The organism is Bradyrhizobium sp. 192 (assembly GCF_023100965.1).
Taxonomy (GTDB): Bacteria; Pseudomonadota; Alphaproteobacteria; order Rhizobiales; family Xanthobacteraceae; genus Bradyrhizobium; species Bradyrhizobium symbiodeficiens.
Genome location: NZ_CP064690.1, coordinates 1,936,173 through 1,961,786 on the forward strand (window position 1 = coordinate 1,936,173; position 25,614 = coordinate 1,961,786).

At 58.5% G+C, this 25,614-nt stretch carries 14 protein-coding genes and 6 pseudogenes; 8 read left to right on the forward strand and 12 right to left on the reverse strand.

Translation table 11 applies throughout. The annotated features are described in order from the left end of the window. The first annotated feature begins 40 nt into the window (after window positions 1-40). On the forward strand, window positions 41-1,183 hold the full coding sequence (gene pimD / locus IVB24_RS08875) for a pimeloyl-CoA dehydrogenase small subunit (RefSeq protein WP_247772670.1): 1,143 nt from the start codon (window positions 41-43) through the stop codon (window positions 1,181-1,183). A gap of 18 nt (window positions 1,184-1,201) precedes the next feature. On the opposite strand, the pseudogene IVB24_RS08880 reads toward pimD, so the two are convergent. Beyond that, window positions 1,202-1,528: pseudogene (locus IVB24_RS08880) on the reverse strand (IS481 family transposase); the annotation flags it as partial. Between the two features lie 386 nt (window positions 1,529-1,914). On the opposite strand from IVB24_RS08880, the pseudogene IVB24_RS08885 reads away from it, so the two are divergent. Continuing rightward, window positions 1,915-3,100 (forward strand): annotated as a pseudogene (locus IVB24_RS08885) (IS3 family transposase). 273 nt (window positions 3,101-3,373) lie between these two features. Here IVB24_RS08885 and IVB24_RS08890 read toward each other — a convergent pair. The 8 genes and pseudogenes from IVB24_RS08890 to IVB24_RS08925 form a co-directional block, all read right to left on the reverse strand. Next, window positions 3,374-4,468 (reverse strand): lysine 2,3-aminomutase, encoded by a 1,095-nt coding sequence (locus tag IVB24_RS08890; RefSeq protein ID WP_247772671.1) that lies wholly within the window; start codon window positions 4,466-4,468, stop codon window positions 3,374-3,376. A 222-nt stretch (window positions 4,469-4,690) separates the two neighbouring features. Continuing rightward, window positions 4,691-4,965 (reverse strand): annotated as a pseudogene (locus IVB24_RS08895) (transposase); the annotation flags it as partial. 113 nt (window positions 4,966-5,078) lie between these two features. Then, window positions 5,079-5,231: pseudogene (locus IVB24_RS08900) on the reverse strand (ATP-binding protein); the annotation flags it as partial. A 46-nt stretch (window positions 5,232-5,277) separates the two neighbouring features. Further along, window positions 5,278-6,837 carry a recombinase family protein gene (locus IVB24_RS08905; protein WP_247772672.1) on the reverse strand — a complete coding sequence of 520 codons (1,560 nt, stop codon included), beginning with the start codon at window positions 6,835-6,837 and terminating at the stop codon, window positions 5,278-5,280. Then, window positions 6,794-7,336: a recombinase family protein gene (locus IVB24_RS08910; protein WP_247772673.1), complete on the reverse strand. Its 543-nt coding sequence runs from the start codon at window positions 7,334-7,336 to the stop codon at window positions 6,794-6,796. Before IVB24_RS08910 ends, IVB24_RS08905 begins: the two co-directional genes overlap by 44 nt. Before the next feature lie 735 nt (window positions 7,337-8,071). After that, window positions 8,072-8,203, reverse strand: a pseudogene (locus tag IVB24_RS08915) (transposase); the annotation flags it as partial. 142 nt (window positions 8,204-8,345) lie between these two features. Then, window positions 8,346-9,998 carry an MFS transporter gene (locus IVB24_RS08920; protein ID WP_247772674.1) on the reverse strand — a complete coding sequence of 551 codons (1,653 nt, stop codon included), beginning with the start codon at window positions 9,996-9,998 and terminating at the stop codon, window positions 8,346-8,348. A 467-nt stretch (window positions 9,999-10,465) separates the two neighbouring features. Further along, window positions 10,466-10,942, reverse strand: a complete 477-nt coding sequence (locus IVB24_RS08925; protein ID WP_247469603.1) for an Lrp/AsnC family transcriptional regulator — start codon at window positions 10,940-10,942, stop codon at window positions 10,466-10,468. Between the two features lie 130 nt (window positions 10,943-11,072). Here IVB24_RS08925 and IVB24_RS08930 point away from each other — a divergent pair, with 130 nt between their 5' ends. From IVB24_RS08930 to IVB24_RS08955, 6 genes are all read left to right on the forward strand, one after another. Further along, the gene (locus IVB24_RS08930; RefSeq protein WP_247772675.1) at window positions 11,073-12,605 is read left to right on the forward strand and encodes an NAD-dependent succinate-semialdehyde dehydrogenase; all 1,533 of its coding nucleotides are present in this window, start codon (window positions 11,073-11,075) and stop codon (window positions 12,603-12,605) included. A 10-nt stretch (window positions 12,606-12,615) separates the two neighbouring features. Then, complete coding sequence (locus IVB24_RS08935) at window positions 12,616-14,013, forward strand: aminotransferase (RefSeq protein WP_247772676.1); 1,398 nt, start codon at window positions 12,616-12,618, stop codon at window positions 14,011-14,013. Window positions 14,014-14,510: 497 nt separating this feature from the next. Then, window positions 14,511-15,644 (forward strand): ABC transporter substrate-binding protein, encoded by a 1,134-nt coding sequence (locus IVB24_RS08940; protein WP_247772677.1) that lies wholly within the window; start codon window positions 14,511-14,513, stop codon window positions 15,642-15,644. Further along, entirely contained in the window at window positions 15,641-17,383 is a 1,743-nt protein-coding gene (locus tag IVB24_RS08945) for an ABC transporter permease subunit (RefSeq protein WP_247772678.1), read from the forward strand. Before IVB24_RS08940 ends, IVB24_RS08945 begins: the two co-directional genes overlap by 4 nt. 70 nt (window positions 17,384-17,453) lie before the next feature. Continuing rightward, window positions 17,454-18,539, forward strand: coding sequence for an ABC transporter ATP-binding protein (locus tag IVB24_RS08950; protein ID WP_247772679.1), 1,086 nt, complete (start codon window positions 17,454-17,456; stop codon window positions 18,537-18,539). 182 nt (window positions 18,540-18,721) lie between these two features. Next, window positions 18,722-20,269: an acetolactate synthase large subunit gene (locus IVB24_RS08955; RefSeq protein ID WP_247772680.1), complete on the forward strand. Its 1,548-nt coding sequence runs from the start codon at window positions 18,722-18,724 to the stop codon at window positions 20,267-20,269. A gap of 204 nt (window positions 20,270-20,473) precedes the next feature. Here the strand turns inward: IVB24_RS08955 and IVB24_RS08960 are convergent. From IVB24_RS08960 to IVB24_RS08970, 3 genes and pseudogenes are all read right to left on the reverse strand, one after another. Further along, window positions 20,474-21,802 (reverse strand): annotated as a pseudogene (locus IVB24_RS08960) (IS5 family transposase). Window positions 21,803-22,221: 419 nt separating this feature from the next. Further along, window positions 22,222-23,652 carry an aldehyde dehydrogenase family protein gene (locus IVB24_RS08965; protein WP_247772681.1) on the reverse strand — a complete coding sequence of 477 codons (1,431 nt, stop codon included), beginning with the start codon at window positions 23,650-23,652 and terminating at the stop codon, window positions 22,222-22,224. A 768-nt stretch (window positions 23,653-24,420) separates the two neighbouring features. Next, the gene (locus tag IVB24_RS08970; RefSeq protein WP_247772682.1) at window positions 24,421-25,530 is read right to left on the reverse strand and encodes a M14 family metallopeptidase; all 1,110 of its coding nucleotides are present in this window, start codon (window positions 25,528-25,530) and stop codon (window positions 24,421-24,423) included. Window positions 25,531-25,614 lie beyond the last annotated feature (84 nt).

Below are 25,614 nucleotides of genomic sequence, written 5' to 3' on the forward strand. Positions count from 1 at the left end.
CCCCCAAGAGTCCAGATCCGTCGCCAGGAGAAGCTGAGATATGGACTTCAATTTGTCCGAGGAGCAGCGGCTTCTCAAGGAAAGCGTCGATGGACTCTTGACCGATGTCTACGCTTTCGAGCAGCGCAAAAAGTATTCGAAGGAGAAGGGCGGCTGGAGCAGATTGATCTGGAGCCGCTTTGCTGAGCAGGGTCTGCTCGGACTTCCCTTTGCCGAAGCCGATGGCGGGTTTGGCGGCGGCGGCGTGGAGACTATGATCGTGATGGAAGCGTTCGGCCGAGCGCTTGTGGTCGAGCCCTATCTCGCCACGGTTGTGATTGGCGGCGGCTTCCTGCGCCGTGGCGGTTCGAACGCGCAGAAGGCAGCTCATCTGCCTGGGATCATCGACGGCAGCAAGACCTTCGGATTCGCGCAACTTGAAAAGAACTCTCGCTATGATCTCAACGACGTGACTACCTCCGCCAAGAAGAGCCGCAATGGATGGGTCATTGATGGCGAAAAATTTGTTGTGCTCAATGGCGAGAACGCCGGCACGTTGATCGTCACCGTGCGGATCAAAGGCGCTCAACGCGATAGAAGCGGTATCGCGGTGCTTCTGGTGCCTGCCGACGCGAGAGGCATCTCCAAAAAGAGCTACCCGACCCAAGATGGGCTGCGCGCCGTCGACGTCAGCTTCACAGGTGTCGAGGTGGGCAGCGCAGCGGCGATCGGCGATCCCGAAAATGCGCTGCCGCTTATCGAGCGGGTGGTTGACGACGCCCGCACCGCGCTTTGCGCGGAAGCGGTAGGCCTGATGGACGAATCGCTGAACACCACGGTCCACTATATGAAGACGCGAAAGCAGTTCGGGGTGCCAATCTGCTCGTTTCAGAGTCTGCAGCACCGCGCCGCTGACATGTTTGTGGCGCTCGAACAGGCGCGCTCCATGGCGATGTACGCCACCATGGCCTCGGATATCGATAATGCTGCCGAGCGTGCTAAAGCGGTTGCTGCGGCTAAAGTGCAGATGGGGAGAAGCGGAAAATTCGTCGGCCAGCAGTCGATCCAGCTTCATGGTGGAATTGGCATGACCATGGCCACTAAGGTCGGCCATTATTTTAAGCGGCTGACCATGATCGAGAACACGTTTGGGGATGCCGACTATCACCTTCGTCGGGTGAGTGAGACGGGCGCGTTGGTGTGATTGGTGGCACTTAGGAAGCTAGGCGTTTAGTTCCGGCAGTTGCTGCTTTGATCGTTCTTGCTGGGAAGTCCAGCATTCGCAGATGTAGTCGTAAAGCGTGAGACACCTTCGGTGTCTTAAGCCGCCGAGCGTAGTTGTTGGCGTCGATGAAGTCGGCAAGGTGCGCTCCGAGCTGAGTGTCGGTCGCAATGATCGCCTTGGATGGTTGCTTCTTTGATCGTGCGTTCATGCGTTTGACGTGGCCCTTGGTTCAGGGATGCTTGACCTCGTCAGCCGATGCTCGATGCCGTCTTCCCGGCAGCACACATCAAGCATATGTGCCGTGTACACTGCCGTCGGGCCGTCGCGGGGTTTGGAGCGAGACCGAACGTTGAACGACCCAGAGCTAGAGTTTTTGCGCTTTTGTCACGTTGGCGGGCTGGTTGCGCCGACGTGGTTTTGCAGCAAAAGCGGTCGATTGCTGAAGGGCTCTCGGGGTAGAAGGTTCGGGAACACCGGAATTGGGAAGCCGACTTCATGCTGTTCGACAAATGCGATCAGGGGCTTGTTTCTTCAGGAAAGACCAAACTCGCTCCGACACTCGTTCAGAGGTCGGCGGATCGTCGATTCCGCCCATCTCGACAGCGTTGCCGGGCGCAATGACGCGGTCTGCCGACCGGAGATCGCGGTGACCTGCCCCTGCCGATTTCCTCCGGTTGAAGTTGGAGTCCGGCCTTCTGAAGGACGGACAGATGAAGCGAGCCAGGTTTACGGAAGAACAGATTATAGGCGTGCTGCGCGAGCATGAGGCCGGTGCGAAGACGGCCGATTTGGCACGCAAGCACGGCGTCTCGGAAGCGACGCTTTACAACTGGAAGTCCAAATTCGGCGGTATGGACGTCTCGCAGGCCAAGCGGCTACGGCAGCTTGAGGACGAGAACGCCAAGCTGAAGAAGCTGTTGGCCGAGCAGATGCTGGATGCGGCGGCGCTGCGTGAGCTTCTGTCAAAAAAATGGTAGGGCCCGCCGCCAAGCGCGAAGCTGTCGCGCATCTGCAGGCCGAATTGGGACTGTCAGAACGGCGGGCCTGCATCATCGTCAGTGCCGACCGCAAGATGATCCGTTATCGGTCGTGCCGGCCGCCCGATACCGAACTGCGCGTCCAATTGCGCGAACTGGCCAATGCCCGCCGGCGCTTCGGCTATCGCCGGTTATTCGTGCTGCTGCGTCAGCATGGCGAGCCGTCCGGGCTGAACCGTATCTACCGGCTTTATCGGGAGGAAGGCCTCAGCGTGCGTAAGCGCCGGGCTCGCCGCCGCGCGGTCGGCACCCGGGCGCAGATCCTGCTCGAGGCCCGGCCGAATGCCCGTTGGTCGCTGGATTTTGTCCATGACCAGTTTGCCAATGGGCGCCGGTTCCGGATCCTCAACATCGTCGATGACGTGACCCGGGAATGCCTGGCGGCGATCCCCGATACTTCGATCCCGGGACGGCGGGTGGCGCGCGAGCTGACGGCGTTGATTGGTCGCCGCGGCAAGCCTGGCATGATCGTCTCGGACAACGGCACCGAGTTCACCTGCAACGCCATTCTGACTTGGTCAGAGGACAACCAGATTGCCTAACACTTTATCGCGCCAGGCAAACCGATGCAGAACGGCTTCTGTGAAAGCTTCAACGGCCGGATGCGAGACGAGCTTCTCAACGAAACCCTGTTCTTCGGCCTTGATCACGCCCGAACCAGGATTGCGGCGTGGGCCCATGACTACAATAGCCACCCCCGCATTCGTCGCTGGGCTATCTGACACCCGCGGCCTATTCCGCCAACCTCACCGCAACGTGCGACCGGCTGCGCAACCCCGACCAGCTCCGCCGATCGCACGTTGCTCACCCCGCGCCAAACGGCGTAACATCCGCCGAGACTCTAATCGCCAATGGATGAAAGTTCAGCGGCAGGTCAGCGGTATCGACGGCGCCCAGGTCGTCTCCGCCGCCCTCCTTGATGCGTCCTCTTGCCGAATACGAAGCGGTGATCGGAGGGAGTTTCTGATGCGCGCGCAAAAGGCAACTGAACCCGACTGCTCGCACATGCAACTGTCTCCCGGAACGGAGATTGCTTCGTCCCTTGTACCCGGGCGCCGTGGCAAGTCACCGCCCGTGGCTGGCAAATGCACTCCCTATCTCTGAGGCGGAGTCAGCATTGCGGGCCGGTCGGTCACCCTTCTGACAAATCGTCCAACCAGCAGGCGGCTTCGACGTGCGGTCGGGAAAAGATCTTTCCAATCTTCTCGGGAGATTTATTTTGGTGGTATCGCATATACACGCGGCCATCGTCTGCTAAATCGAGGATCTCGATCTTCCCTGTGTAATGGGACATGATGTATTTGAATGTCTTCTGGATGCCGCTGAGTCGTTGGTTGATGCCGCGCGTAATCTCTAGTCCGCGGCGCAATGGAACCTGAAAGTGCGATGCGCCCTTCACTGGCCTGCCCTGAAAGAGATAATAGGGACGCACTCCGATTTGGTGACATTTGGCGAAGGTTGCCGCCAAGATCTCGGGATCGTCGTTGACTTTCGCGAGAAGTACGGATTGGTTGAGGAATTGGACGCCAAGTGCACGCAAAGAGCGAATGTTATACTCCGCATCGACCGAAATCTCGCCGATGTGATCGAAATGTGTAACGATTATCGCGGTCTTGCCTGCATCATGGATTCGTTGGAACAAGGCCGCTAGGGCAGAATCCTCAAAGCGCTTAGGCTGATAGGCGACCATTTTTGTACCAAATCGAATTGATTCCAAATGTCTGATCGGCAGCAGATGGTCAAGAATGTTATTGAGCTCGGTGGTGCTGAGCACGAACGGGTCGCCTCCCGATAGCAGCACGTTGGTCATCTCTGGATGACTGCCAACATATTGCGCAACTGCAGCGACATCCGGTGCGATTTCATCGGAATCGTTGCCGACAATGCGTTTGCGAAAGCAATAACGGCAGTAGGAAGCGCAGCGGTCCGTGACCAGCAGCAGCCCAGTCTGGGCGTACTTGTGCTGGAGCCCGGGCACGACCGTGTTGGCGTGCTCACCGCTGGTATCCAAACTGCCATAACTCTCGAACTCCTCGACTGAGGGCTCCACAATATGTTTAAGCTGCTCGTAGTAACCACTCTTGGTAATCTGTTCCCGATAGAATTTTGTAACGTGATAACGCGTGATGTTGTTGACTTGCAGTTCATCATCGGTAACGACGCGCGTCCCTTCGATGAATTTCATCTCTCGCCCGCTACTAGGCAGCGGATTGACGACGCTTGTCATTAGTGCACCTTGTCCTGTTCTGATGAGCCGCGTGCCCGCGCTACGCCGATTAGTGCACCCATGGTAGGGCATAAAATCTGCATCCAAGCCTACCTATTTTGGTGAAGAGTTTCGGGAGCGGTTGACCTCCGCTGAACTGCCATGCAGCGGCAGTTCACTCTCACGGCTTTTTGCAGCGAGACCGAACTTTGGACCGCCCAGAATTACAGTTTTGCGCCTCTGTCACGTTGGCGGGCTGGTTGCGCCGACGTGGTTTTGGCAAAATCGGCGGACAATTGCCGATCGCCCCATAGGGCCGTTCTTCATTGGATATTTGCGCCAAGTCTTCACTGTTTCTTGGGCGTCCGCAAGGGACAGGAATCAGTGGGCGATGAGGCATCCAGACCGGAAGTGGCCGTTGAAGCCTGGATGAACGCGTTGTCGGTCGGCTTGCCGGGCCGCGAGAAGTCCAGCGTGAGGACGCGCTAGTAAGCGCAGAGGTCAATATCACGCGACACGATGCGTATTTCGCAAAAAGAGGACAGCGGTCTCGCTAACCGACGGACAGAGCAGTTTCGCTAAATCGCGGGCAGCGCGGCGGGGCTGGCTTTTGGTTGCCTGGTTGTTGAAGTCAATTGGTATTCGTTTCGCTGTTTTCGACATCGGTCAAGGGGCGCGTGCCTTTTTTCCTTCGCATGCTGTCGCCCTGAACGGCGATCCGGTGGGCGTTGTGGATGATGCGGTCGAGGATAGCGCCGGCGATGGTTGGCTCACCGAACAATTGTTCGGTATCTCGACTTTTACAATCGCGCATCAGAACACCCATCTCTCTATGTTGTTGAAGAGAAGAGACTTTGCTGATTGGGATGCGATCCCGTGGGGTATCTTGGGTTCTGTCGCGCTCGTTCGGCGATAGATGGAGCAGCAGTTGTTATCAGCGAGGCGCGGGCGAAGATCCAAGGACCATCTGGCAGCGGATGGATGGATTCGATCTCGCCGGCTTCAGCGGCCAGCCGGAGCGTCTTCGTCGCGATCTTCAGGAGCTTTGCGGCGTTGCCAAGGTTGAGCCAGGGTTCGATCCCGTCATCGGCGGGCTCGAACCCCCGGATGTGGTAGCTCGAGCGCATTGATGTGACGCGCTCGCGGGTCCAGCGATTGCCGTTGCCCGTCTTGAGGCCGTTGCGGTTGAGGAGGCCGGCAATCAGATCGTCGCTGGCGATCAGCACCAGTTGACGCACGGCTTGGATGATATCGGCAGAAGTGCTGTTGCGCTGTCCGCGCCGGCGCTTGGGCAAGCGCACCTCGCTGTCCACCCAATGGACGATGAGAATGATCTCGGAGGCCGCGTCGTCGATATCGGCCACGACCTCATGGATGAGGGTGCGCACAATGCGCTTCTTGAGGCGAGCATCCGTCGTCGGCGCATCCCAGACCGTTTTGAGGTTCGAGGCAAGAACGCCGAGCGAAGCTGGATCAATGGGTGCGGGCGTGGCCGCATCATGCATGGCGATCTTGCCCTCGACCTCCGCCGCGTGAGCGAGCGCCCTGTTCCAGCGCGGTTCCAGCTCACTCGCCACCAACCGGTTCGCGGGGTCAGCGGCATCGTATTGCCGGAAAGCCCTGTCGGCGGCAAAGCGCGCCGCTTCCAGATCGCGACTGAGAGCATCGCGCACCTGATCCCGTCGTTCTCCGGCTTCCTTGACGGCAGCGGTTGCAGCGGCGATAGCGCCCGGACCGACAACGCCAAGCAATGCTTCTTCGATTGCATCATCGACGCGCAATCCGCCGAAGGCGATGCAGTGAGGGCCGCCATTGTCCATCCAGGCGCGGCTGCAGCTGTAGCGCGGGATATGGTGCTTCATGCCGGAGTACCGCAGTGTGAGCTTGCGGCCGCAGCGCTTGCGCCGGATCAGACCGGCCAGCAGCGCGTCTCCATGCTTGGGCGCGCCGTGATGCCGACCAGTGGGAATGTTGCTGCTGACCATGGTGCGGATCGCCTCGAACCTCTCCCAGCTCACGTACCCTTCGTGGGTGTTGGGCTTCAGCGCCAGCCATTCGCTCCGCGTCTTGCGGCGGATCTTCACGCTCACGCCCTCGGCGCTGTATCCCGCCGCCACAGCCGTCTTACCATAGGCATAGGCGCCACCGTAGACCGGGTTCTCAATGATCCGGCGGATGGCGGAGTAACTCGGTCGCCGCCAGGCTGTGTCGCCGTTGGACTGCTTCACCGGCAGATCGAGATTGTACTCGTGGAGCCAGCAGAGCGCCTGTCGGGCACTGCCCAGTTCCTCGACCTTGTCGAACACCAACTGGATCGCTTCCTGGACGCGCCGATCCGGATCTTTCTCATAGCGGTCGCCGGCCTTCACGAAGCCGACGGGCGCCGCCACAATCAACTCGCCCCGACGCGCCTTCTCGTAGCGGGCCGAGAGCCGAGCGCTGGCGCAATAGAGCCAGCTCGTACTCGTTGAGGCTGCCCTTGAGCCCGAGCAGCAGGCGGTCGTTGCCGTGCCTTGGCGCATAGATGGTCTCCTGATCGCCCAGAACGGTATCGACCACGCGGCACATCTCGATGAGTTGCTGCCAATCCCGGCTGTTGCGGGCGAAGCGCGAGACCTCGCGGGCGCAAACCGCACCAACCTTACCGAGGCAAACCTCCGCTACCATTCGCTCGAAACCGGCGCGTTGCACGCCGCCGGCGGCTGAACGACCGAGATCATCATCGATCACTTCAACCTCTGCCCACCCAAGCGCCGTCAGCCGGTCCCGCATGGCGTATTGCAACGCGCTGCTCTCGCGATTGTGCAACACCTGATGTGCCGAGGATTGACGCACGTAAAGAATTGCCTTGCGCTCCAGATGATGAGGCCTGACCTTGTCAGAGATCATGATCGACCTCCTTCGCACGCGGCGTCGCTGTCGTCACAGCATGATCGAGGATCATTGCGTCAACAGGCTCGTGAGGGCCGCCCCCCTTCCGCCGGCAGCTCCGGCCATGTGGGCGCGCCGATGGCGCCGTTCCACAGGCCGATCCCGAACAGATCCATCTGCTGCTGCGGCCGCGGTTGTCGATTGTGTCGGTATCCGCTCCCTGGCATTGCCGTCTGCCGTGACATGGGTCTCTCGCCGATTCTGGTCGTGAGAGGCTGTGGATGCGCCAGAAAGCAGGGCAGCTGATGGCGTTCGATCCATTAACGCCAGATCGATAAGCGCAGAAAGCGCTGCAAGTGCGGTTATGCTGACAAATGGCCGAGCTGCCAAAAGCTCCGCCTCAGGGCATGCCGTGCGGTCGAACATCCAGGCTGGAACCTCCAGCCAACGATCTGCTTGCGATCCATCCAGCGTGCAGCGGAAGGCGACATCGCCATCCTTGTCGACGACCCCATGAACGCAAACTCGGCGACCAAACAAAGGATGATATCGATAAAGAACCTCGCGAAGAACGGTCCTGTGGGCGTTCTCAAACCTTGTTGTACAACGGGCGCCGACCCCACTCGAGCCTTGACGGCAGCACACCTGATCAAGCCTACTTCACCCCACTGCCAATCCGCTTGGCAGCCTAACCCCGGCAGAGGCTCCACTTATCAACGCGGAGATTCTGTTCAGACAACCGGGACCAGCTCACCTGGCCTTCCATTTGTAGATGCTGGCGTCGCTTACACCATGCTTGCGGCAGAGATCGGCGACCGGAACCCCCGCCTCGTACTCCTTCAAAATCCCGATGATCTGTTCTTCCGTAAACCGCTTGCGCTTCATGCTCTGGTCCTCGGCTTGGGCCAGAACGAACTTCAAACTGGATTAAACCCGAGGGGCAAGGTCAGCGTCATCGCACCCAGGGGTCTTGATGCGGTGCAATGGAAGGGACGACGGTTAGTGCTTGCGCCGCGCTCCCGACCAACTAGAGCTCACTCGCGGCGCGGTCGGGCACATCATCCTTCCAGCGTACCGATCCAAACGGGCGCTCCAGCATACGACGGATACGCACTGGCTCAGGCCCGATATGGAAAGCCATTGCCTTCTCATCTAATGCACGTTCCGACTGGGTCCAGCGGTTGCGTTGGCGCAAATAGTCGAGCCATGTCGGGCAGTGATAGCGCTCAGTCCACAGCTCGGGGTCGGCGATATCACGCGCAATTGACCAACCATAGGCCCCGTTGCGTTGCCGGTAGAGCTGCACATCCTGCATGAGGTTGTGGAAGGCTCGGGCATTCTCCAAGGCCACCCGATATTCGAGCTCAACCACCAGTGGGCCGCTCCGGTAGGTCAGCGGGAGCCGCACCTTAGGATCGGCAAGCATCTCGGCGCCCTCCCCGCGCTCGGTGATGGCCGGCATGCGCAGCCAGCGCCCAAGCAGCGGCAAGAGCAGCATCAGTCCGGCAGAGACGAGCAGCGTGATGTCGACACTGACGGCATCGGCTAGGCGACCCCAGCCCCAACTGCCAACTGCGAGGCCGCCAGAGAACGCAGCCTGCCAAGCCGCAACGGAGCGGCCCGCAACCCAACGCGGGGCGGAGAGCTGCACGCCAATGTTGAACAGCGTCCACACGATGGTCCATACGGCACCCGCCAAAACCAGAGCTGCGGCTGTCAAGGCCGAATTGTGACTGAGCGCGACCGCCGCAATTGCGCCGCTCATGGAGAGTGTGCAGGCACGAACCGCAGCCTCGCCACTCATACGCCTGCGCATTTCGCCGATGTTGAGAGCTCCTATTACCGCGCCGAACCCGAACGCACCTAGCATGATGCCGTAAGTCTGAGCGCCCCCGTGCAACAGGTCGCGAGCGACCAGCGGCATTAGTGCTTGGAGCGCGCTGCCGACGACGCCGGTTATCATGGTGCGCGCTACCACAATCGTGATCGAAGGCGAATTGGCGATATAGCGCACGCCCGAGACAATGGCGCGGCTCAGGTGTTCGCGTGGCAGCCGCGACGGCTCCGCGATACGGTTCCAGAGGAACAACGCCACGATCAGTGGCAGATAGAGAAATGCGTTGATCGCGAAGGCCGCACCCGCGCCCGCGGTCGCAACAACAATTCCCCCGACCGCGGGCCCAAAGCTACGCGCGATGTTGTAGCTAATGCCATTGAGGGCAATCGCCGCCGGCAGCGTCTTTGGCGGAACCTGCTCGCTAACCGAGGAGCTCCAGGCCGGCCCCATCAACGCCATGCCGCCGCCGACTACAAAGCAAAGCACCAGGAGTAGATCCGGCGTGGTAAGCCCCGACCAATCGAGCGCAGTCAAGGCTGTCGCGCCGCAGAGCGCGATAGAGAGCGCAACGAGCGCCACAATTCGGCGGTCATACATGTCAGCGATGGCACCGGCCGGCACAGCGATCAACATCACAGGCAGCAACAAAGCTGTCTGCACCAGTGCAACTTTATCGGCTGACGATGTCATCTCTGTCATGGCCCAGGCCGCGCCGACGCCTTGGACAAGCATACCGAGGTTCGACAGCAGGCTCGCGATCCAAATCCGGCGGAAGGTGGGGTAACACAGCGGCGCCGCAATACCATCGACGCTAAAAATCTGAGGATGGGAAAGTTTCGTCATTTGGATCCACGGACCGTGCACCACGACCTGACCAAGGTCAGTGTTTGTCGCGGAACGCCGAAGCCAAATCGGACGAGCGGTTCCGGCCCGCCCTCAAACATCTGAAATTCGCGTTGTGTGCCCGGTTCGTTTAGGAATTTGCTGCTTCTACCACGACCTGCAAAAATGATATCCAGATCAAGGAATAAATTTGTCGAGTTCTCTGACAGCTTTTTAGCATTGCTCCAGCAACGATCCGATCGGGGCGTCACAGCCACAACGACAGTTCGATTTGCTCTCAGATGTCCGCGACGTCGCCTCACTTGGCCGCCATTCCGCCTGCTGGAGCAGCCATGCTCCTCTACCTCAGCGCGTATCAACATCCATAGATACTACAAGAGCGCGGGTGCTTGTTTCTCGCTTTGTGAGAGGATGGGCGATGAAAAAACGCGCGAGGCCTCGAAACAACGACCGCAAAGATACGAACATCAATCTTCGTCTGGAATCTCTACCGGAATCGCAAAACCAGTCTTTACACGATCCATAACAACCATCGTCTTGAAGCCCTTGATGTCAGGGTTCTCATAGAAAAAACGCCGCGTGAATTGCTCATAATCTTCCATCGTCCGCGACGTAATATACAGAACGAAGTCGGCGTCCCCAGTGACGTAGAATCCGTTGACGACCTCAGCTGACGACTTAATCGCCTTCTTGAACCTGTCTATGATATCTGCACGCTCGCGCTCGAGGCTTACGAGCACCAGCATCTGAATAGGCCTTCCTACCGCCTTTGCCGAAACAATCGAGACATCCGCCTCGATGATGCCGTCAGACCGGAGCCTCTTCAAGCGCCTTTGGCACGCAGTTGCAGAAAGTCCAGCAAGCTCGCCGATGATCTCAGATGTCAGCCGATTATTCTTCTGCACGATCTCCAGGATACGGGCGTCAGTTCGGTCATATTGCATAAGTCGGGGCTCCGTTGAATTCCACTGCCAAACAGCGAGGTCCTGCAGGAAACCGTCTAAACGACGATGAAATGCGACGCAAATCTGTCTCCAACATTAGTATCCTGATTGGCAGCAGAATTTCAATAAGATGACCGCCAAGGACTTCGAAATGGTGTTGCAAGCTGGCCGGCCTAAAAGTCCACCTCTGGTCGGGCTGGCTAAGAGGCATATCGACAATTTGCTCCGTCGAGATTTTATCGCGGGAGCTGCTCTGATCGATGGTCGCTGGATCGCGGGCGAGCAAAGAGATGTTGTCATCGATCCGGCAACTGGCGAAGTCTTCGCTGAAGTTGCTCGCTGCAGCGCCGCAGACATGAATCTTGCGATCGACGCGGCGCAGCGATCATTTGCTCGATGGCGAGAGCTGCTACCAGAGAGGCGGGGTGCAATTCTCAGGACTTGGGCCTCGCTAATGCTCGCCCATGCGGAGGAGCTTGCGGTCATCATAACGAGCGAGCAAGGCAAGCCGCTTGCGGAAGCAAGGTTCGAAATTGGATATGGTGCCGGGTTTCTCCAGTGGTTTGCCGCAGAGGGAGATCGCGCCTATGGCGACACGATCCCAAGCCATAAGCCTGGAAGTCTGCTTCAGGTCAGAATGCAGCCAGTTGGTGTTGCAGCGGCAATCACTCCTTGGAATTTTCCTGTCGCTATGATTACGCGAAAGGCCGGCGCCGCTATGGCGGCTGGCTGCCCCGTCATCGTGAAGCCTGCGCCCGAGACGCCGCTCTCGGCTCTTGCCCTCGCGAGATTGGCTGAGGAGGCTGGAGTTCCACGTGGGGTGTTTCAGGTGCTCGTCGGCAATCCGATCGAACTCTCGGAGCCGCTGTTGCGGGATGCGCGGGTGCGAGCCCTTTCGTTCACCGGGTCCACAGAAGTCGGTCGGTTGCTACTGGAGCGGGCCGCGCAGACGGTAAAGAAGGTCTCTCTCGAGCTTGGGGGACATGCCCCCTTCATTGTCTTTGATGACGTCGATCTCGATAAGGCCGTCAAAGGTGCGATGGCCGCGAAGTTTGCCACGTCGGGGCAGGACTGCCTGGCGGCTAATCGCATCTACGTACAGAGGGGCGTTTATGGTGCCTTTGTTGAGAAGTTTGCTGCGGCGATCGCTCGGCTCAGGGTTGGCCATGGCCTGGAGGCTGCGACTGATGTCGGACCGATGACGAAGTCGTCCGTGGCCGAAAAGTGCTGGGCTCAGATTAAGGATGCGGCGGCAAAAGGGGCGCGGGTTATTTCTGCAAAGCAAGATGAAGTCTTCGGGCCGAACTTTGTCGCTCCAGCGCTGCTGAGCGATGTCACTGACGACATGCTCATCTCAACCGAGGAGACGTTCGGCCCGGTCGCCGCGGTACTTCCGTTCGATTCCGAAGAGGAGGTTCTCGCGCGGGCCAATTCAAGTGAAATGGGCTTGGCGGCCTATATCTACACAGACAGCTTGCGTCGGGCGCTACGACTTTCTGAGAACATCGAATACGGAATGGTCGGCATCAATACGGCATCATTCACTGGACCTCCAATTCCGTTTGGAGGTTGGAAGCAATCCGGGCTCGGTCGCGAAGGTTCTCGACATGGCATTCAGGAATTCATGGAATTGAAGTACGTCTGCTTCGGCGACCTGGCTTAGGAGAAATGGTATGAACGATATCAAGACGATCGCCGAAAAAGATCGCGCGGCTGTTCTGCATCCTTTCACCCAACTTAAGGATTTTGCCACAGGTAAGCTTGGTGATCCGACCATCGTCACGGGAGGAAAGGGTATCCGCATCGAAGACGCACAGGGACATAGCTATATTGACGGGTTTGCTGGCCTTTACTGCGTCAACATTGGGTACGGCCGCACCGAGGTGGCCGAGGCGATTGCGCGCCAGGCCTATAAGTTGGCCTACTACCATACATATGCTGCCCACACGACGGACGAGCTGGCAAATCTGTCAGTCCGCCTCGTGCGAATGGCGCCGGGTAAGCCAAGCAAAGTCTTCTACGGGCTATCCGGATCAGACGCCAACGAAACGCAAGCCAAGCTTGTCTGGTACTATAACAATTTGCGCGGTCAGCCGAAGAAGAAGAAGATTATCTCGCGCGATCGGGGTTACCATGGTTGTTCGGTAATTTCCGGTTCTATGACGGGCATGTCGTTCTACCATGATCACATGGACCTGCCCTTTCCAGGCATTTTGCACACAGGTGCGCCTCACCACTACTGGGGTGCCGAGTCAGGTGAGACGGAGGAGGCGTTCTCTGGTCGACGTGCAGCCGAACTAGAAGAGATGATCGTGCGTGAAGGACCGGAAACGATCGGCGCCTTTATTGCGGAGCCGGTGCTGGGTACAGGAGGGATCACGCCCCCGCCCGATGGTTACTGGCGTGAAATTCAAGCCGTGCTTAGGCGCTACGACGTCTTGTTGATCGCCGATGAAGTGATTTGTGGGTTCGGCCGGACCGGCGCTGAGTTCGGCAGCACTCTTTATGGAATGGAGCCTGACCTTGTAACAGTAGCGAAGGGTCTGACTTCCGGTTATATGCCCCTCTCGGCAGCAATCGTCGGGGAGAAAGTCTACGCGGTCATGGAAGAAGCAGCCGATCGCGTCGGCGCATTCTCCCACGGATATACCTATTCCGGTCATCCGATTGCGGCCGCAGCTGCTAATGCCGTGCTCGATATTGTCGAGAAGGAGCGACTAAGCGAGCGCGCGAGAACCGTGGGTTTGCATTTGTCGAAGCGGCTGAAGGAGCGGTTCGCCCAGCTTGAGATCGTCGGTGAGGTAAGGGGAGTGGGTTTGCTCGGTGCCCTTGAGTTTGTCGCCGATCGGCAAGCCAAACGACGCTTTGACCCGCAGCTCAAGGTGGGCGCCCGCATCTCCAAGGCGGCGCGCGACAAGGGACTCATCGCGCGAGCGATGCCGCATGGTGACATTCTAGGTTTCGCTCCGCCTCTCGTCGTTTCCGAATCTGAGATAGATGAGATCGTCGAGATCGCCTATCGCGCGACGAAGCAAGTGATGGACGAACTTGCGAAAGAAGCGGCAATTTGAAACGTCGCTTCTTGTATTCCGATCCGAACCAACAGGCTTGTTCATTCGCGCACCTTTGACAAGTGTGTTGCAGCTGAAACGAGCTCAGCTGAGATCGCGTAGCAAGGTCCCCCTACCGCTAGATAGCATTCGCGTGCAGGCAGGAAGCATCATGATGGGATCCTACCGGATCTTCCACTCTGTGTGATCGACCGTGCGGTGTTGCGGCTGGCCTCGCCGGATAAACCTGTCGTGAGGCGGGCGGCGTCTCGGTTTCAAGAGCGAGCGTTGGAGGCGAGTTACGAGCCTGTGGTTGTAAAGCCGACATATTGCCATAGCTGACGGCGAAATTGCGTGGAGGTGGACCGCGATTTGCAGTTTTTCTTTGATGGGTCGCCATTCTTTGCTGGATTTGCGCGCGGTTGGCTCGCTAGACGGTCTAAATGGTGGCGGTAAACGATGTAATGCTAGGTTCGTTTGGGGAGATGTAGTGCTGGGTTAATTTGGGGAGGAGTGTGATGATCAAAAAGGATAGGGCTGGCCATCTTCATCGTGCCACGAGCCGGCGCTCATTTCTTGGAACGTCGGCGGCTTTACTGAGCGTGCCGTTCGTCGCTAAGGCTACCGCTGCCTGGGCGCAAGACAAGCTCGCCGGCAGTGGCGAAGTTGTCGTCTTCAGCTATGGCGGATCGTACACGCAAGCCGTGAGAAGATACGTTTATGAGCCTTTCACAAAGGCTACGGGCATTGTTGTGGTCGACGTGACCGCCGACATTGCCGAGCCCCAAGTGAGAGCAATGTCTCGCGCCGGGCGCATCGACTGGGATGTCGCCCTGATTGACGGGCAGAACTTCCCGACCATGCATGAGGCGGGTTTGTTTCAGCCCATCGCCTACGGTTTGTGGGACGATGAAGCGCTCAAAGGGACGCCGCAGAGTGCTCGCCTCAGTGACGCAGTCGTTGCATTCCGTTCAACAACGTTGCTCGCTTATGATGAGCGTTCCTTTCCGAAGGGAGGACCGCAAAACTGGACCGATTTCTGGAATGTCAAAGCCTTTCCAGGGCCGCGAGGCCTTAGCGCGGTCGCTAGGCATATGGTGTTGGCGCTCGCAGCTGACGGCGTGCCAAATTCGGATCGTTGGCCTTTGACCGATGACAAGGTAGAGAGGGCTCTCAAGAAGCTCTCGGAGATCAAGCCGAATGTCGCGAAATGGTGGACGGCTGGAGGGGAGCCTGTTCAAGCGTTGATCAATCGGGAGTTCGTGATGACGAGCTGTTACGATGGTCGTGCGCTGTCAGCCATCCGACAGGGGGCACCTATTCGCATGGTGTGGAGCGGTGGCAATCTCGTCTATGTCTATTGGACGGTGCTCAAAGGCTGTCCTAACACCGCAAACGCACAAAAGCTGATTGCATTCCTGAACCGGGCGCAGAACGCCGCGGAATTCACGCTGGGGACAAACCTCACTGGTCCCAATGTGAATCAGCTCAAGCATTTGCCGTCCGATCTTGTTCCGCTCCTCAGCATTACTGAGGAGAATGCATCTCAAGTCGTGGCTCAGGATGATGCTTGGCTCGCCGCCCAGCGCCCTGATGGCCAGACCAATGTAGATCATCTCCAGGAGCGCTGGCTAGTATGGCGGGCACAATGAGTTCCATCGCGATCAAGGGTCGGGCGGAATCCTCGCGGCGTGTGCCGACGCGGTGGGCTTGGCTGCTGCTGCCGGGAAGCATCTTCCTCGTGGTACTCTTCGTGGTGCCGCTCACCGGTCTTCTTTTGCTTGCCTTTGGGATGCCGAGCTGGACCCTGGCGAATTTCTGGCGCATCGCAGAGACACCCGTCTATCTGACCGTGATGCGCAACACGCTGGAGATCAGCGTTACCGTGACTGCGCTCGCCTTCGTGCTGAGCTATCCCATTGCCTACGCGCTCACGACGGGTGGAGTGGCGTTGCGCACCTTTTTACTCATCGGGGTCGTGCTGCCTTATTTTACCAGCACTCTGGCGCGGACCTTCGCCTGGATTGTCCTTCTGGGGCGCAATGGCGTCATCAACCAGTTCCTGCTCGAGCTCGGCTGGGTGTCTCAACCAATCCCAATGCTCTATAATCGATTTGGTGTAATCCTCGGCATGACGCACATTGTTATGCCCATGATGATCTTGCCGATGTACACGGTCATGTCCGGCATTGACCCGAAGCTTACGCGCGCTGCGAGAGCGAATGGAGCGAGCCCGCTCGCTGCCTTCCTCACGATCTTTCTGCCGCTCAGCCTGCCGGGTTTGATTGCGGGAGTTCTGCTCGTCTTCATCTATTGTCTCGGCTTCTACATCACACCTGCGCTGATGGGTGGGCTGTCAGACGTCATGATTACCATGGCGATCAGCTCGCAGATCCTGGAGCAACTCAATTGGAATTTTGGCGCTGCGCTTTCCGTGGTCCTCCTGGGCGCCGTCATGACCATATTGTGGATGGGGTCGCGCTTCTTCCCCATCGAGCAACTTCTGGGTTTTTCCGACGGCAAGGTCGCTTCGACTGCTGCCCGCCGCCAGATGGGCGCCAAAATGTTGATGCGCATCGGCTCCGCGGCAAACGCACTTGACCGTTGGCTCCCTTCGATGGGAGGTCGAAGTGTCCCGATCCTCGCAAGTCTTCTGGCAGTGCTCCTCCTGCTGCCGGTACTGATCGTTGCATACCTGTCGTTCAGCGCCTCGTCCTACTTCGTCTTTCCCTTGCCAGGTTACTCGCTGCGCAACTACGAAGCCTTTTTTTTCGACACGCTGTGGGTGCGCGCAACATTCACCAGCGTGCGCATTGCGCTGATGGCCGTCGGCATGGCGACCGCAATGGGCGCCATGCTTGCCTTCGGTCTGTCGCGCGGTGCCATGCCTGGTCGCGGAGCTATGGTCGCTCTCTTGCTCTCACCCATTATTATGCCGACTGTTATCGTCGCCATCGCAACCTATTTTCTGCTCGCGCGGCTAGGTCTGCAGGGCACCGAGTTCGGCTTGGCCCTTGGCCACGCGGTGCACGCCATTCCTTATGTGGTGGTCATTGTGGTTGCCAATCTGCGCGACCTTAACCCGAGCTATGAGCGAGCGGCCCGGAGCCTCGGCGCCGGACCGCTCGCCACCTTTCGAACGATCGTCGCGCCGTTGGTCATGCCGGCGCTCATCGTCGCCAGCTTCTTTGCCTTCCTGGCCTCGTTCGACGACGTGGTCTACGTGTTGTTCCTTGGCATCGGAAAGATCACGACCTTGCCGATGCGCATGTGGGAAGGCATCCGACAGGACATCAGTCCCACGATCGCCGCCGTGGCCACGCTGCAGATGCTGATCGCGACGATTGTCATTCTCGTCGGTACCCTAGTGAGACGGCAAAAAAGCACTTGACCGCCCTAAACGGTCGCGCAGATCAAACGAAAACCAATGACGGATTGTACCCTAGGGAGCTGAAATGTTGATGAAAGCGACCGTGAGCGGCACTGACGTGAAAACCGGAGGCATCACGCTGCGCAACCTGCAGAAGCGTTACGGTTGCGCGATGGCCGTTGACGATGTCAGTCTTTCCGTATCCCCCGGAGAGTTCATCTCGTTGCTGGGTCCCAGCGGATCTGGAAAGACAACGACTCTGATGATGATCGCAGGTTTCGAGATGCCTAACAGCGGCCAGGTTCTGCTGGACGAGATGGATATCACACGCCTGCCGCCTCACCGCCGCGAACTCGGCGTGATCTTCCAAAACTATGCACTGTTCCCGCACATGACGGTCGCCGAGAACGTAGCATATCCACTTCGCATGCGGCGTATGGCGAAGGTGGAGATCGAAACGCGGGTACGCGGCATCGTCGATCAGGTGCATCTCAGTGCCTTGGCTTCGCGATACCCCCACCAAATGTCCGGCGGTCAGCAGCAGAGAGTAGCGATCGCGCGGGCCCTAGTTTTCGATCCGCCCGTTCTTCTCCTTGACGAGCCCTTGGGCGCGCTGGACAAGAAACTACGCGAGCATCTGAGGAACGAGATCAAGACCCTGCACAAGCAAGTCGGCAAGACAATGATCTACGTCACGCACGACCAGGATGAGGCGCTCGCCATGTCCGACCGTGTCGCGGTGATGCACGAGGGACGGATCCGCCAGGTCTCGGCGCCGAAGGACATTTATCGCCGCCCCGCCGACTTGTTCGTGGCGGGTTTCGTCGGTGAGGTCAATCTCATACCTGTCAAGCTCAAAGCCGGCACCGTGCACGGTCCTGCGGACGAAACCCTGCCGGCTCCGCCGTGGCAGGATGCGGACATGGACGCGACGCTGTGCGTGCGACCCGAACATCTGCATCTCGAAACGAGCGCCGCTGGTTCTTCCGGCGGAATTCAGGGGCGCATCAGCGGCATGACGTTCGTTGGCGATGCGACGGTCTTGGAATTCCGCAGCGAAACGGGATTGCAGCTGTCATCGAAGGTGCTGAACGTATCGGCCAAAACGACGCCGGAGGTCGGCGATCCCTGCGTCGCCTCTTGGGCTGCGAACGACGCAACAATCCTGACAGAATAGCTTGACCGATTGGCCGCATCGAACTCTGGTGCTGGTTTGAAATCTACTAGCGTCCGCCTCGCAGTTGATATGAACGTAAGCGCTGGGCGTTCGCCGTCCATCTCTTTTTTATCGCTCTGCCCGAAGACTAATAACGTGTTTCCGAGGCGGGATGCGATCTAAGCAAGGCGAGGAACTTATCGATGAACGGCGCTGAAAGTCTGATTCGTACACTGGTTGCTGGAGGAGTGGACACCTGCTTTGCAAATCCAGGTACGTCCGAGATGCACTTTGTCGCTGCGCTTGACCGCGTGGATGGTATGCGCTGCGTTCTTGTGCTCTTCGAAGGAATAGCTACTGGCGCTGCGGACGGTTATGCGCGTATGGCCGAAAAGCCGGCCGCCACTCTTCTACACCTTGGCCCGGGCTTGGCGAATGGCCTCGCCAATCTGCATAACGCCACCAAGGCGTCCAGCCCAATCATCAACATCGTGGGAGATCACGCAACCTACCACCTCAATTATGATGCACCGCTCACGTCAGATATTGAAGGTGCAGCGAAGCCGTTTTCGGGCTGGGTCCGTACCTCCTCCAACGCACGGCGTGTTGCGGCTGATGGCGCTGCGGCCATCGCAGCCGCGCGCACCCCACCCGGTCAGGTGGCAACCCTCATTCTTCCGGCTGATACCGCTTGGAACGAAGGCTGTGGCCCCGCTGCTGTGGCCGAAGCACCCAAAAGAGCGCGGGCTTCGCAGGATTGCATCAAGGGTGCTGCCAAGGCACTCCGTTCCGGCGAGCCCGCAATGGTCCTACTAGGGGGACTCGCGCTCCGACAACGCGGCCTTGATCTGGGAGGGCGCATATGTGCCAAGACTGGCGCGAAGATCATGGCGCAAACATTCGTTGGCCGGATTGAGCGTGGCGCTGGTCGCGTTCCTGTCGATCGCCTTCCGTACCCAGTCGATCAGGCGCGTGCGACGCTTGCGGGACTTAAGCATATCGTCCTGGTGGGTAGCCGTATCCCAGTGGCCTTCTTTGCCTATCCCGACAAGTCAAGCTTGATGGCGTCTGAGGATACGGACTTCTTGACGCTTGCACGTGGTGAAGAAGACGCACTGGATGCGCTTGAGCGGCTTGCGGACGAGTTGGATGCTCAATCAGTACCGAGCCAGGCCGCGAAGCTGGCGCCGCCATCGCGAGCCACGGGGGCAATTACGGGCCCCAGCCTCTCACAATCGCTCGGCGCGTTGATTCCCGAAAATGCGATCGTGGTCGATGAGTCGATCTCGACTGGCGGCGGCTTTTTCGCTGCAACTTGGAATTCGCAGCCACACACTTGGCTTCAGAACATGGGCGGTTCGATTGGGCTTGGCATGCCTATGGCTACCGGCGCTGCGATTGCCTGCCCGAACCGACCTGTGCTCAACCTGCAGGCGGATGGCAGCGCGATGTACGCCATTCAGTCACTGTGGACACAGGTGCGTGAAGGCCTGAAAATTACGACAGTGCTGTTCAACAATAGATCATACGCCTGCCTTCGAGACGAATTGGCCAACGTTGGGGCGCAGAATGTCGGGCGCAAGGCTCTGGATATGCTCGATCTCAGTCGGCCTGACATCGATTTTGTTGGACTGGCCAGAAGCATGGGTGTGCCGGGGGCGCGGGTGACAACGATGGACGAATTCAATATCGAGGTGGCGCGGGGACTTGCGACACCAGGACCATATCTGGTCGAAGTGCTCGTCACCTAGGCCGGCCATGGCATGGGCCTGGGCTGGACTTTACGTTTAACTCCACCGCTTCTTTGTCATTGGCTAAGTGCGGCGCGCGAGAGAGAGACAGCCCGCGAATGACAATGAACTCCTCGACGGACATTTCGGAGAATTGCCCCCTAGCAGCTCAATCTGCGAGGAGGGTAAACTCAGCGAGCTCATTCGCGGCTGCGTGGTCGTCCGTTAAAAAACCGGTTGAGGCGGTGATTGGTCGCTGGCAGCAGCGATGAGGGTGGTCAGGATCAGGCACCAAAGAGCCCTGAGCCAGGCGAGGATGCGGCGGAAGTTGTGGCCGACGGCTGAGAGGATGACGCTGGCCGCATCGCCGGCGCGGCCTTTGAGGTAGCAGCGGCCGAGGTGGCCATCGGTCTTCAGGTGTCCGATGGCGGTGCGACGGCGCAGCTCGCGCTTGATGACACCGAAGACGCCGCGCTTCTGGCCAGAGATGAAGATTCGGCGGGGACTTTGTGCGTCGTGGCCGCGGTATCCCTTGTCGACATAGGCCCGCTCGATCGCACAGCCGGTGAGCGTCTCGGTGCGGTCGATGACAATCCCGCAAGGTGTGACCGTCGTACGGATTATCGGGCAGCGCCCCGGCGTGCAGCACGAACAAGCCACCGGGAGCACGGCGGTTGTTGGTGACGAAAGAGGCTTTGACACCGAACTCGAAATGCGGCTGCTTTGCCTTGCCGATGCACTCCACCTCCGGGGCGCTGGAAGGGATAGAACTTCCAGCCGCGCTGGCGCTGCTGCTGCGAGCGGATCTGCAAGGCCCGGCCAAGCGGGAGGGCGAAGGCGTTCTCGAGCACTGTCGACCTGCGATCTTGCGGCGGATGTCGCGGATGATCCGGCCCAGCCGGCTGCGCAGAATGCGCAACTGCCGCTGATGCCGCTTGAATTGCTTGGCATGGGCGTAGCGCCCCGCCATCATTGCCGCGGTCATGGCAATGCGGAGATAGGACTGCCGCAGCCTGACCGCGTGCTTCCTCGCCAGTCGGTTGAGCCCCTTGATGGCCGCGTGCAGCAGCTTGGCATCGGTCGCGAAGGTGATGGCCTTGGGCTGCACGGAGTATCGACCGTGACCCGCTTGCGGTCCTGGCCGCGTAACGCACCGGCCTCGTGCGCCACCCGCAAGTTCTCGGCCAGCAACCGCTCCAGCTGTCGCCGAGCCGCTTGCGCCAATGGCTCAGGTCCGAGCGCTCGTGCGGGAACGCGTGCTGAAAGAACTGTTCGCCGGTGAAGTACTGGAAATATGGGTCGTAGACCTAACGCTCGCACACCCCTCATCGGACAGCCCGTAAATGTGCTTGAGCAGGAGTAGCCCGATCATGAAGCGGGTCGCGATTCCCGGCCGGCCGTTCTCGCTATAGAGCGGTGCGATCTCGCCGTCGATCCACTCCCAATCGACCTTGCCGGCAAGCTGAACCAGCTCGTGCTTCATATTACTGATCTGGTCCAGCCTGGCCCGGAACAGTCGCCCGATCCTGTCGTCCTATGCTTCTTCGGTCGCATCGCCACCTCCGATGCGACGACGGAATCATGACTGGCGATTCGACGGAATCCTGAAAACGAAATCGCAAGGTTCCGATGCCCGAAGCATCAAAACCCTGCAATCCCAAAACAGTCCACAAAGACAAATGCGATTCTGGCTCAGTCGCTTAGCCAAACTTCACGGACGACTGCGTGAATGGCGACGGGAGGGCCGAGTGCCCGCGACCGGCTAGTCTCCCGGTCACACTCGACGTTTTGCTGAATTGAGATCCGGCTGTGAGCTTCAACAAGTGGCGTGCTCTATCGACTCAGCTTATCCGAGACACTCAATCATAAAATCACAAGCTCTCGAAGGTTCAAGTCTCGAGAGCTTGCACTCGCAAGTCATCGACGAATTGGGTAGGGGCCTGCTCGACCGTTTTAGGTTCGCAAATCAGCGCTCAACGCTCAACGGGCCCAGCAACAGACTTGACTTCCAAATAGTCCTCGAATCCGAAGCGCCCCCATTCACGACCATTGCCAGATTGTTTGTACCCGCCGAATGGTGCGGCCCGGTCAAGTGATGCGCCCTGGAGATATATGTTGCCCGCTCGAAGCATACGACCGATGTTGCGTGCTCGCTCCGTTGAGCCTGAGAATACGTACCCGGCAAGGCCGTATGGCGTGTCATTGGCGATTTGGATCGCCTCGTTCTCGTCCCTAGCGCCAATTATTGCAAGCACTGGCCCGAAGATCTCCTCGCGGGCAATGGTCATTTTGTTTTTGACATCTGCAAAGATGGTCGGGCGGACGTAAAAGCCTTTATCCGTGCCGCTCGGGAGACCTAAGCCGCCAGCAACCAGCGTGGCTCCTTCATCTATGCCTTTCTGGATCAAGGTTTGGATCTTCTCCCATTGCCCGCGGTTGACGACCGGTCCCATGTCAGTGCCCGCCGCGCGTGGATGGCCAAGCCGGTACCTGCCGACTAGGATTTTCGCGATCTTTGTGACTTCTCGCATTTTAGATTCCGGCACAATCAGGCGCGACGGTGCGTCGCAAGATTGGCCGGAGTTGAGGAATATCGTCTCAATGCATCCAGAGACAGCCTTTTCGAGATCAGCATCATCAAGAACAATGTAGGGTGACTTACCTCCAAGCTCTTGGCTAACGCGCTTTACAGTAGGGGCAGCCCGGATTGCAACGTCGATCCCGGCACGAGTCGATCCAGTAAAAGAGATCATATCGATATCTGGATGCTCGCTCATGGCCGCGCCCACTTCAGGACCCAGACCGTTAATTAGATTGAATACGCCTTTCGGTACGCCGGCCTGGTGAAGGATTTCCGCGAATATCAGCGCGCATGTGGGGGCAAATTCCGATGGCTTGAGAATCATCGTGCAGCCGGCGGCGAGCGCGGGCGCTACTTTGCAAGCAATTTGGCTGATCGGCCAATTCCAGGGCGTGATCATTCCAACCACGCCGATAGGCTCCCGAATAACAACAGCGCTGCCAATGCGCTCCTCAAACGAATAGTGCTTGAGTACCTCCAGAGTACTTGTGAAATGGCCAATGGCGGATTTTGTCTGCATTTGCTGAGCCATAGCCAGTGGTGCGCCTATCTCATCGGAGATGGCATCGCCGATTTCCTTCGCGCGATCTTTGTAGATCTCAATAATGTTTGCGAGCAGGCTTATGCGCTGCTCGCGAGTGGTTTGAGAAAAGCTCCCAAATGCGCGCCCGGCTGCCTTCACCGCCTTGTCGACGTCCGCTTTTGAACCGAGCGCAATTTGGTACAGTTCTTCTGCCGTTGCTGGATTCACAGTCCAGGCCGTTTTCGCAAGGATGGGATCGATCCACGAGCCATCTACGTAAAATTGCATTCGATTGACCATGTCATCCTCTCGTCGTTGGTTAAACGGAATTGCTCAAAAGAAGGTCGCCAGCTACAGAGCAGGCCCAGTCAGGGAGGAGGACGCCCATGAGGACCCTTTGAGGGGCCAACGGGAATCATGTCGTCGCTCTGAGCTCTTTGGCGCCAGCACGCTAGACTTCTCGCAGACCCAACTTTCATGCGTAGACCTGGATCATGCTGTGCGCCATCGAGGTTCGCTCGGCACACAAGGCCTTCACTTCCGCGGCATTGGCGGGCGAGGCTTGCGATGCAAGTATATCTTCTTTGTCGCGCCGCTTGGCGCTGATCCTCGCGAACGTCGCGCGCGTTTTCTCCAAAAATCGTTGAACGGCGCTGAAATCCGCAGCTCGTTTCTCAATAGGGGAGGAGGCTATCGCGCGAAAAGGCAAGAACTGGGAACGTCTGCAGAGCCGCGGGCGGGCAGCTTGCCACTTTAGGCGCCCGCTCTCCTGCCGAACTCGGCCAGCCTCGCTGTGTGCGATCGCAAGAAGCTTTTGGTTTGAAATTGCCTAATAGGGATGGCTCGACGCCTCAGCCAGAGCTAGACAGCAAATGGGCAAAGTAGGCCAAAACACTCTCGAGTTCTTTGAAGCGACCGTAAATCATGGAGCAATAGGACGAGGAAAGTCAGCGCGGAGCCCTTCATGAGCTTCTTTGCCGCAAAACAATAATGCTGCAGTAGCCGTTTCCCACCATCCCGAAGAAGCGAGTTGACGCGAGTTCGGTGTTCGCCTGCACTCGCTGGCATTCACGCGCTCATCCATTCCATCATCTGCCGGTGAACTTGACGACTGCGATATAGGACCATCTCCTTCCAGTCGGCTCTGTCGGGATAATAGTGTTCCTTCACGCGCCTGCGGATATCACGACCAAGTGCGCCGTCGACCTCAGTTTGACGATACGCATAAAGCCAGTGGTCAGCACGCAAGACCGGTCTTGCGACCTCCGGAGGGTAGGTTCCGAACTCCAAGCAAACGTAAACGTGACGATCACCCAAGATCCGCTGCCAGTAATCATCCTGCGTGCCGTTGAGGACAAGAGCCGAAGAAGTGCCCAGATCTGGTGACGTGACCGAATAGCCAAATATGTCACGTGCTCGCTGATATCCTGACATGCCCGATGCCTGCTCGCACTGCAACTCGCCATAACCATACGGTCCTAGGCCGGTGTGGTAATCCACGATCATGATTAGCCGACGCGACCCGATGTTATAGTCCGACACGATCCGCTCTAATGTCTCACGAGCTACAGTAGGGCCGAAGCCACCAAAGAACATTCCGGTTGGATGTCGGTACTGACCGGTGGTCCGCGCCTTGCGGTAGGCGAGTTCGCCGTAAGTTGAACGATATTTCTCTATGGTTGCTTCGGCGGCCGCAAAAACATGTCCTTCCAGCGCACTTGGCACCAGACTATCGGCAAGTGCGTCGTATCCCTCGTTCCGGGGAAGGGGAGCCGTGAAATCGATAAAGTTTCTGTTGAGGTCGCACCCTTCCTGCGTGACGCGCCGATCCCATGCGAACCCATATGGATTGATGGCATGAATCAGCAACATTGCTTCATCAGACTTGAGTCTTTCATACCCCCGCTCAGCCAGCCAGTCGAGCTGTGCCGCAGATCCACAATATCCTTCGGCGCCGTGCGTCGCTGATATCAGAATCCCGACTTTCGAAGCGCCCCGGTCGCCAAACCATGCAACATCCGTTGAGAGGTCTTCTCCACCAGGTCCCCGGGCCGGCGATGGATAGACGGCTGCTTCGCCCATCACGGCGTCACGAACACAATCCCGAAATTTTTGGCGAGCTTCGAAGTAATTCGATGAGAAGTGCTTATTTGCTGCTTGGACGGTGGCATCGTTCATCGGCGGTCCAATCATGGTTCAGAAGGGGCAGCTAGCTATCGGCCCTCCGCGAATGCTGAGCCGGTCAGAGTTGCGTCAGTTAGA